General features: G+C 54.4%; 10 protein-coding genes. 7 read left to right on the plus strand and 3 right to left on the minus strand.

Features of this window, described 5'->3' with window-relative positions; genetic code table 11:
* From RTM06_RS13240 to rnd, 5 genes are all read left to right on the plus strand, one after another.
* Positions 1-1538, plus strand: a 1538-nt coding sequence (locus RTM06_RS13240; RefSeq protein WP_312182725.1) for an ATP-dependent DNA helicase, incomplete at its 5' end; no start/stop codon positions are given.
* Positions 1539-1590: 52 nt separating this feature from the next.
* Complete coding sequence (gene tsaB / locus RTM06_RS13245; protein WP_312182727.1) at positions 1591-2289, plus strand: tRNA (adenosine(37)-N6)-threonylcarbamoyltransferase complex dimerization subunit type 1 TsaB; 699 nt, start codon at positions 1591-1593, stop codon at positions 2287-2289.
* A gap of 60 nt (positions 2290-2349) precedes the next feature.
* The gene (locus RTM06_RS13250) at positions 2350-2943 is read left to right on the plus strand and encodes a Slp family lipoprotein (RefSeq protein ID WP_154181693.1); all 594 of its coding nucleotides are present in this window, start codon (positions 2350-2352) and stop codon (positions 2941-2943) included.
* A 208-nt stretch (positions 2944-3151) separates the two neighbouring features.
* Complete coding sequence (gene fadD / locus RTM06_RS13255; RefSeq protein WP_265297936.1) at positions 3152-4828, plus strand: long-chain-fatty-acid--CoA ligase FadD; 1677 nt, start codon at positions 3152-3154, stop codon at positions 4826-4828.
* A gap of 98 nt (positions 4829-4926) precedes the next feature.
* On the plus strand, positions 4927-6048 hold the full coding sequence (gene rnd / locus RTM06_RS13260) for a ribonuclease D (RefSeq protein ID WP_312182731.1): 1122 nt from the start codon (positions 4927-4929) through the stop codon (positions 6046-6048).
* Between the two features lie 55 nt (positions 6049-6103).
* Here rnd and minE read toward each other — a convergent pair whose 3' ends face one another.
* From minE to minC, 3 genes are read right to left on the minus strand one after another with little or no spacing between them, the layout of a single operon-like run.
* Entirely contained in the window at positions 6104-6373 is a 270-nt protein-coding gene (minE, locus tag RTM06_RS13265) for a cell division topological specificity factor MinE (protein WP_007889661.1), read from the minus strand.
* A gap of 3 nt (positions 6374-6376) precedes the next feature.
* Positions 6377-7189, minus strand: coding sequence for a septum site-determining protein MinD (gene minD / locus RTM06_RS13270; protein WP_007889662.1), 813 nt, complete (start codon positions 7187-7189; stop codon positions 6377-6379).
* Positions 7190-7222: 33 nt separating this feature from the next.
* Entirely contained in the window at positions 7223-7933 is a 711-nt protein-coding gene (minC, locus tag RTM06_RS13275) for a septum site-determining protein MinC (RefSeq protein WP_256696593.1), read from the minus strand.
* Positions 7934-8086: 153 nt separating this feature from the next.
* Here minC and RTM06_RS13280 point away from each other — a divergent pair, with 153 nt between their 5' ends.
* Together RTM06_RS13280 and RTM06_RS13285 are read left to right on the plus strand one after the other, a co-directional pair.
* Positions 8087-8362 carry a YcgL domain-containing protein gene (locus tag RTM06_RS13280; RefSeq protein ID WP_007889664.1) on the plus strand — a complete coding sequence of 92 codons (276 nt, stop codon included), beginning with the start codon at positions 8087-8089 and terminating at the stop codon, positions 8360-8362.
* Between the two features lie 267 nt (positions 8363-8629).
* On the plus strand, positions 8630-8855 hold a 226-nt coding region (locus RTM06_RS13285; RefSeq protein ID WP_312182734.1), incomplete at its 3' end, for a fumarylacetoacetate hydrolase family protein.

Raw genomic sequence — 8855 nt, forward strand, 5'->3', positions numbered from 1 at the left:
AGGCGCTGGGCGATTTGATCAGCGTGCGCGGCTGGTCGTCAGAAACCACCGATGGCGACGTCAGCAACTGCAACGGCGTGGCCGAAGACAGTCCGATCTGGCCCTTTGTCACCAGCACCAACGATAACTGCCTGGGCAGCGATTGCCCGTTGTACAAAGATTGCTTCGTGGTCAAAGCGCGCAAAAAAGCCATGGATGCCGATGTGGTGGTGGTGAACCATCATCTGTTTCTCGCCGATCTGGTGGTGAAAGAGGGCGGCTTCGGCGAACTGATCCCAGAGGCCGATGTGATGATCTTCGATGAAGCGCATCAGTTGCCCGATATCGCCAGCCAGTATTTCGGTCAGCAGCTGTCGAGCCGCCAACTGCAGGACCTCGCCAAAGACATCATCATTGCCTATCGCACCGAAGTGCGGGATGTGCAGCAGCTGCAGAAATCTGCCGATCGCCTGGCGCAGTGCGCGCAGGATTTCCGACTGATGCTTGGCGAACCGGGCTTTCGCGGCAATCTGCGCGATCTACTGAGCGACAATAACATCATGCGCATGTTTACCTTGCTGGATGATGCGCTCGAACTCTGTTACGACGTGATCAAACTGTCGCTAGGGCGTTCCGCGCTGCTTGATGCCGCCTTTGAGCGCGCGGCGCTGTATCGCACGCGCCTGAAACGTCTGCGCGCCATTGATGAGCCGGGCTTCAGCTATTGGTATGAGTGCAACAGCCGCCATTTCACCCTGGCGCTGACGCCGTTGTCGGTGGCGGAACGCTTCCGGGAAGTGATGGATAACCGCAAAGCGGCGTGGATTTTCACGTCTGCCACGCTGGCAGTGAATGAGCAGATGAGCCATTTCTCCAGCCGTCTTGGCGTGGATAACGCCACTACCATGATTCTCGACAGCCCATTCGATTACACTCAGCAAGCGCTGCTGTGCGTGCCGCGCAATATGCCGGAACCCAATCATCCCGGCGGCGCTCGCCAGCTGGCGCGCATGATGAAGCCGCTGATTGATGCCAACAAAGGCCGCTGCTTCTTCCTCTGCACCTCGCACAAGATGATGCGCGAGTTAGCCATTGAGTTTCGTGCTTCGATGACGTTGCCGGTGCTGCTGCAGGGCGAGACCAGTAAAGGACAGCTGCTGAAGCAGTTCCTCGAAGCCGGTAACGCGCTGCTGGTCGCAACCAGCAGCTTCTGGGAAGGTGTCGACGTGCGCGGCGATGCGCTGTCGCTGGTGATCATCGACAAGCTGCCGTTTACTTCACCGGAAGATCCGCTGCTCAAAGCACGTATGGAAGATTGTCGCCTGCGCGGCGGCGATCCCTTTAATGATGTGCAATTGCCCGATGCGGTGATCACCCTGAAACAGGGCGTGGGGCGTTTGATTCGTGACACGGAAGATCGCGGTGTGCTGGTGATTTGCGATCAGCGTCTGGTTTCACGTCCTTACGGCGGCCTGTTCCTCAACAGTTTGCCGCCCACGCCGCGCACCCGCGATATTGCACGCGCCATCGAATTTGTCCGTCAGCCTGCGGATCACTAATTTGTGCCAGGCTGTGATAAGATGCGCGCCATTTTGACTCTCTGAGGTTGTTATGTCCGCCCGAATTTTAGCCCTGGACACGGCGACAGAAGCCTGTTCTGTCGCGCTGCAAAATCTGCAGCAGATTGATGCCCGCTTTGAAATCGCCCCGCGCGATCACACCCAACGTATTCTGCCGCTGGTTCAGGAGCTGTTGCAGGCGCAGCAGCTGGATCTGACCGCGCTTGACGTGCTGGCGTTTGGCCGGGGTCCGGGCAGTTTTACCGGTGTGCGTATCGGCATTGGTATTGCTCAGGGGCTGGCACTTGGCGCGAATCTGCCGATGATCGGCGTCTCCTCATTAGCCACCATGGCGCAGGGCGCGTGGCGTTTGACCGGCGCGACGCGCGTACTGGCGGCGATTGACGCGCGTATGGGCGAACTCTATTGGGCTGAATATCAGCGTGACGAAAACGGCGAATGGCTGGGTGCGGAAACCGAAGCGGTGATCAAACCCGAAGTAGCACAGGAACGTATTGCGGCATTAAGCGGCGAATGGACTGCCGTTGGCACCGGCTGGCAAGCCTATCCGCATCTGTTGACCTCGCCAGGCGCGCAGCTTATTGCTTCAGAGGTGTTATTACCTGCCGCCGAAGATATGCTGCCGCTGGCGCTCAGCGCCTGGCAACGTGACGAAGCAGTCGCGGTAGAGAATGCCGAGCCGGTTTATCTGCGCAATGAAGTGGCATGGAAAAAGTTGCCCGGCCGCTAAGTCGCGCGCAACTTATCTTCGCGAGCTCAGTCTAATCAGAGAAATAACAGGAGAAGTGCTATGCCAATAAGTCGTAAAGGGATGTCTGGCGCTCTGTTAGCCTGCGCAATGCTGCTCAGCGGCTGTGTTTCGGTGCCAGATTCAATTAAAGGAAGTTCTGAGCTTCCACAGCAAGATTTACTGCGCGTGATGAACGCGCCGCAACTGTTTGTCGGCCAGGAAGCGCGCTTCGGCGGGAAAGTGGTGAAGGTCACCAATCTTAACGGCTTAACACGCGTGGAGATTGCGACGCAACCGCTGGATGAGAGCGCGCGTCCGCGTTTGGGTGCCGCCTCGGTTGGCCGCATCTTTGCCGACATCCGCGGCTTTGTCGATCCGGTCGATTTGAACAACCAATACATCACGGTGCTGGGCAACATCAAAGGCATTGAGAAAGGGGATATTGGTAAGGCCAGCTACAATTTTGTGGTGATCGATGTGCGCGGTTATCAGCGCTGGCATCTGACGCAACAGGTGATGACGCCGCCGCAGCCGATTGATCCGTATATCTGGTATGGCCCAACGCGCCATCGTCCGGGATATTGGGGACCGAATCCCTATTGGGGCATGAACCTTGGCCAACCGGCGCAGGTGCAAACTATCCTTACTGAATAAAGTTTTAAAATCTATTTTACGGCCCGGTCGCGGTGCTTGCGAACGGGCCTTTTTATTGGGCGCGCAACCGATGCGCGAAATTTAGTGATGCGCTTCGCAACCTGAAAATGCCGAAACAGGCAAACTGGTACAATCAGTTAAAATATTGTTAACAACATTGATTGTCGAGGCGGCGATGGCTACGCAACAAGATTATCGGGGTGATTCTTTGAATAAGGTTTGGCTCAAACGCTATCCGGCAGATGTCCCTGCGGAAATTAATGCGGATCGATACGCTTCTCTGGTCGATCTTTTCGAGCACGCAGCAGAGCAATACGCCGATCAGGTGGCTTTCATTAATATGGGCCAACCGATGACCTACCGGCAGCTGGAAAAGCAGAGCCGCGCCTTTGCCGCCTGGCTGCAACAAGGTTTAGGTTTGAAGCAGGGCGATCGCGTGGCGCTGATGATGCCAAACCTGCTGCAATATCCCGTCGCGCTGTTTGGCGTATTGCGCGCTGGCATGGTGGTGGTTAACGTCAATCCGCTCTACACGCCGCGTGAACTCAAGCATCAGTTAGTTGATAGCGGTGCCAGCGCCATTGTCATCGTCTCGAACTTTGCCCACACGCTGGAAAAAGTGGTGGCCGAAACGCCGATCAAGCATGTGATGTTAACGCGTATGGGCGATCAGCTGGCGCCAGTGAAAGCCACGCTGGTAAACTTCGTCGTGAAATACGTGAAAAAGCTGGTGCCGAAATACCACCTGCCGGGCGCGGTGCCGTTCCGCAGCGCCTTGTCGCAGGGCGAACAGATGACCTATCAACGCCCAACCGTGACCAATGACGATCTCGCCTTCCTGCAATATACCGGCGGCACCACTGGCGTGGCCAAAGGCGCGATGCTGACGCACCGCAATATGCAGGCCAATCTGGAACAGACCAAAGCTACTTACGGCAAGCTGCTGCGTCCGGGCAAAGAGCAAGTGGTGACCGCGCTGCCGCTCTATCATATCTTTGCGCTGACGGTGAACGGGCTGCTGTTCCTTGACCTTGGCGGCACCAACCTGCTGATTACCAATCCGCGCGATATTCCCGGCTTTGTCAAAGAGCTCAGCAAGTTTCCGTTTACCGCCATCACCGGCGTGAACACCTTGTTCAATGCGCTGCTGAATGATGCCAACTTCAATAAACTCGATTTCTCCACGCTGCGCCTGTCAGCGGGCGGCGGCATGGCGGTGCAAAAAGCAGTCGCAGAGCGCTGGGAAAAACTCACCGGACACTATTTGCTGGAAGGTTACGGCCTGACTGAATGTTCGCCGCTGGTGTCAGTGAATCCGTATGACATTACCTGTCACACTGGCAGCATTGGTTTGCCAGTGCCGTCCACCGATGTGCGCATCGTTGATGATGAAGACAAGGATGTAGCGCCAGGCGAACCGGGCGAGTTGTGTATTCGCGGTCCGCAGGTGATGATTGGCTACTGGCAGCGCGCCGATGCGACCGATGAAGTGCTGAAAAATGGCTGGCTGCATACCGGTGATATTGTTACCGTTGATAGCGAAGGCTTTATTCGCATCGTTGATCGTAAGAAAGACATGATTCTGGTGTCAGGCTTTAACGTGTATCCTAACGAGATCGAAGATGTGCTGATGCAGCACGAAAAAGTGCGTGAAGCTGCGGCGATTGGCGTTCCAAGCGATCTGTCGGGCGAAGCGGTTAAAGTGTGCATCGTGAAGAAAGATCCCTCACTGACCAAAGAAGAGGTGCTGGATCACTGCCGTCGCCAGCTCACCGGCTACAAAGTGCCGAAGATTATCGAGTTTCGTGACGAGTTGCCGAAGACCAACGTGGGCAAAATTTTGCGTCGCGAATTGCGTGATGAGGCGAAGCGAGAAGGGCAGTAACGCGCCATTCTCCTCAGGTTAACGCCGGCTCAGACCGGCGTTTTTATTGCTTTTAACATGGAGCGCTGAGCGTAGTTTGCCGCAGCGAGAAAGACAACGTGAATTACACCCTGATCGACCAAAATGACCAACTGGCCGCCGTGTGCGAGAAGGCACGCCAGCACGCCGCCGTGGCGCTGGACACCGAATTCGTGCGTACCCGCACTTACTATCCGCAGCTCGGCCTGATTCAGCTGTTTGATGGCGACCAATTGATCCTGATCGATCCGCTTAATATCAGTGACTGGACGCCGTTTGTGGCGCTGCTGCAGGACAAGCAGGTCACCAAATTCCTGCACGCCGGTGGCGAAGATCTGGAAGTGTTCCTGTATCGTTTTAAATGCCTGCCCGATCCGATGATTGATACGCAAATTCTGGCGGCCTTTAGCGGCCAGGCGCTGTCGTGGGGCTTTGCCTCGATGGTGATGCATTTCAACCAGATCGAGCTGGATAAAAGTGAGTCGCGTACCGATTGGCTGGCGCGTCCGCTGACCGAGCGTCAATGTGAATATGCCGCCGCCGATGTCGCCTATCTGCTGCCGATTGCCCATCAGCTGGTGGCGCAAACCGAGGAAGCCGGCAACATGGCGGCGGCGTTAAGCGAATGCAATTTGCTGTGCCAGCGACGTCTGGATGTGCTGCAGCCGGAAGAAGCCTGGCGCGATATCACCAATGCGTGGCAACTGCGTCCGCGTCAGTTGGCGGCGTTGCAGCGTCTGGCGGCATGGCGTTTAAACATCGCCCGACAAAAAGATATGGCGGTGAACTTCGTGGTACGCGAAGAGAATCTGTGGAAAGTGGCGCGCTTTATGCCAGGTAGCCTTGGTGAGCTGGATCATTTAGGTCTGAACGGCCATGAAATCCGCTTCCACGGTAAAGCGATGGTAGCGCTGGTGGCGGAAGCGCAGGCGCAGGATGAAGCGACTTTGCCAGCGCCGCTGCCCAATCTGATCGATCATCCGCATTACAAGCAGGCGTTCAAAGCCATTAAAGCGCTGGTGCAACAGGTGAGTGAAGAGAGTGGTTTCAGTCAGGAACTGCTGGCATCACGTCGCCAGATTAATCAGGTGCTGAGTGTACATTGGGGATTGAAAATCGCGACGCGCACTCCTGAATTGCAGACAGGCTGGCGGGGCGATTTGTTGAAAGCGGGTATCGACGAGATTCTGCAGGCACTTTGACGCGAGCATTTTCCCCTGCGTAATACCGCAGGGGAAAATCAGGAAACCGCTTTAATCATTTAGGAACGTCTTCCGGCTCCGGCAGCGTTACGTTGAGCTCGAGGATGGAGATATCATCCCCTTTCTGATCCAGCTGAACGGTCACCATATCCGGGTCAATTTTTACGTATTTACAGATCACTTCCAAAATATCGCGCTTCAGCTGCGGCAGATAGTGGGGCTCACTGTCGCCCCTTCTGCGTTCGGCTACGATAATCTGCAGCCTTTCCTTGGCTATATTGGCTGTGTTCTTCTTACGGGATAAAAAGAAATCAAGTAATGCCATTGGTTATCCCCCGAACAGGCGTTTAAGGAAACCCTTCTTCTCTTCTTCAATAAAGCGGAAGGGGCGTTCTTCGCCAAGCAGGCGATCTACGGTATCAGCATAGGCTTTACCGGCGTCAGCGTTTGCGTCGAGGATCACCGGCTCACCCTGGTTTGAGGCGCGCAGGACAGATTGATCTTCCGGGATGACGCCAACCAGTGGAATGCGCAGAATTTCCAGCACATCTTCCATGCTCAGCATATCGCCACGGGTAACGCGGCCAGGATTGTAACGGGTCAGCAGCAGATGCTCTTTCACGGGATCCTGGCTGTTCTCTGCACGACGGGATTTCGACGAGATGATGCCAAGAATACGGTCGGAGTCACGTACTGAAGAGACTTCCGGGTTGGTGGTGATAATGGCTTCATCGGCGAAGTACAACGCCATCAGCGCGCCGGTTTCGATACCTGCAGGCGAGTCGCAGACGATAAAGTCGAACTCCATCGCCGCCAAATCGTTCAGCACTTTCTCAACGCCTTCACGCGTCAGCGCATCTTTATCACGTGTCTGTGAAGCCGGCAAAATATAAAGCTGCTCTGTACGCTTGTCGCGAATCAGCGCCTGGTTCAGCGTCGCATCACCCTGAATGACGTTAACAAAGTCATACACCACGCGGCGTTCACAGCCCATGATCAAATCAAGGTTACGCAGGCCGATATCGAAATCGATGACGACGGTTTTTTTGCCTTTCTGCGCTAAGCCGGTGGCGATGGCCGCGCTTGACGTGGTCTTGCCAACGCCCCCTTTACCCGATGTAACTACAATAATGCGTGCCATAAATGTTGATTTCCTTAACGAAAGAAAAGGGGCTTAATTAAGTGTCTGAATGGTCAGCGCGCCATCTTTGAGACTCAGACGCGCCGCTTTACCAAAGAATTCCGCCGGAATGTGATCCATCATCCAATATTCCCCGGCAATAGAGACCAACTCTGCGGCGAGGTTGGTGCAAAAAATCTGGCTGTCGCGTTGCCCACCGACGCCCGCCAGTGCGCGACCGCGCATCATGCCGTAAATATGAATATTGCCGTCGGCGACCAGCTCGGCACCGGCGCTGACGCTGCTAGTAACGATGAGGTCGGCATTACGCGCATAAATCTGTTGGCCCGAACGCACCGGCGTATTAACGATGCGGGTTTTGCTAGCGGCTTCAGCGATCACCGCTGGAACAACCGGCGCGGCTTCAATGACGGGAGCCGAGGCTTGTTTGCGGCTCTCTTTACCTTCCGAAAGTACCGGCAAACCTGCGCGGGCAATCATTTTTTTCAGGGCTTCATCTTTGCAACCGCTGACACCGACGATACGCAGACCGGTCGCCATTACTGCTTGTTGCATCTGTTTCCAGTTAATGTCGCCAGTTAACGCTGACACATTCAGCACCACCGGCGCATTCAGCAAAAAGGCAGGTGCCTGATCGATTTTGTCCTGTAGCGCCTGACGAATCACCTCGGGTTGCGAATGATGCAGATGAACGACTGACAGGGTAAAACTGCTTCCCTTGAATTCGATTGGCGTTTGCGACATCTGTGCTGACTCAGTCCTGTTTTACGACCCTTAAATGTACGCCGATAAAATCGGCAATAACATCAAACGGTCAATATTCGAAGTTCTGCAAGCATGTTATAGTTACTGCTATATTCAGGCAAGTGACGCCATCGGTTAATTCGAGTAAAAAATATGTTTTGTGTGATCTACAGAAGCCCGCAACGTGAACAGACTTATCTGTATGTTGAAAAAAAAGACGATTTTTCACGGGTACCAGAAGAACTGCTGCGCGGCTTCGGCAAACCCCAGCTGGCAATGGTGTTATCGCTGGATAAGCGTGACAAGCTGGCTAACGCGGATATCAATAAAGTTAAGCAAGGTTTAAGCGAACACGGCTATTATTTGCAAATTCCACCACCGGTTGAAAGTCTGCTCAACATTCATCTCGATCAGGGTAAAAAAGATTAATTCAGATTCATCTGTAAATATATCCTGTAGAAATAATCAGTGCTATTTGCGTTAATTAACTGCCCGCTTTAACCCTTTATTGCGGGCAATTTTCAAAGCGTTTAGCTGATTTTGTTGTATACGATTAACGACTTTTGACAATTTCCGCCACGCCAGCCGCCATAAACCCGTTAATATATTTCACCTCAGCCTGCCGCGTTCCGGCACTGAGCCAGACTTCATCGCCAGATGCACTGGCGGTAAACACAACCAAAGCAGGGGAATAGCATGTATCAGCATCGTAACTGGCAGGGCGCTCTGTTGGATTATCCGGTCAGCAAAGTGGTTTGCGTCGGCAGCAACTATGCGAAGCACATAAAGGAAATGGGAAGTGCCACGCCAACCGAACCGGTGGTGTTTATCAAACCGGAAACTGCAGTGTGCGATCTGCGCCAGCCGCTGTCGATTCCGGCAAATTTTGGTGAAGTGCATCATGAAGTGGAGCTGGCGGTGC

Origin of the sequence: Pantoea sp. CTOTU46764 (assembly GCF_031974595.1) — a bacterium.
GTDB classification, from domain to species: Bacteria; Pseudomonadota; Gammaproteobacteria; order Enterobacterales; family Enterobacteriaceae; genus Pantoea; species Pantoea trifolii.

Excerpts from the sequence above, each read along its gene's own strand:
- minE (WP_007889661.1), bottom strand. The coding sequence starts at position 6,373 with ATGGCATTACTTGATTTCTTTTTATCCCGTAAGAAGAACACAGCCAAT.
- minC (WP_256696593.1), bottom strand. The coding sequence starts at position 7,933 with ATGTCGCAAACGCCAATCGAATTCAAGGGAAGCAGTTTTACCCTGTCA.
- tsaB (WP_312182727.1), top strand. The coding sequence starts at position 1,591 with ATGTCCGCCCGAATTTTAGCCCTGGACACGGCGACAGAAGCCTGTTCT.
- RTM06_RS13280 (WP_007889664.1), top strand. The coding sequence starts at position 8,087 with ATGTTTTGTGTGATCTACAGAAGCCCGCAACGTGAACAGACTTATCTG.
- RTM06_RS13250 (WP_154181693.1), top strand. The coding sequence starts at position 2,350 with ATGCCAATAAGTCGTAAAGGGATGTCTGGCGCTCTGTTAGCCTGCGCA.
- minD (WP_007889662.1), bottom strand. The coding sequence starts at position 7,189 with ATGGCACGCATTATTGTAGTTACATCGGGTAAAGGGGGCGTTGGCAAG.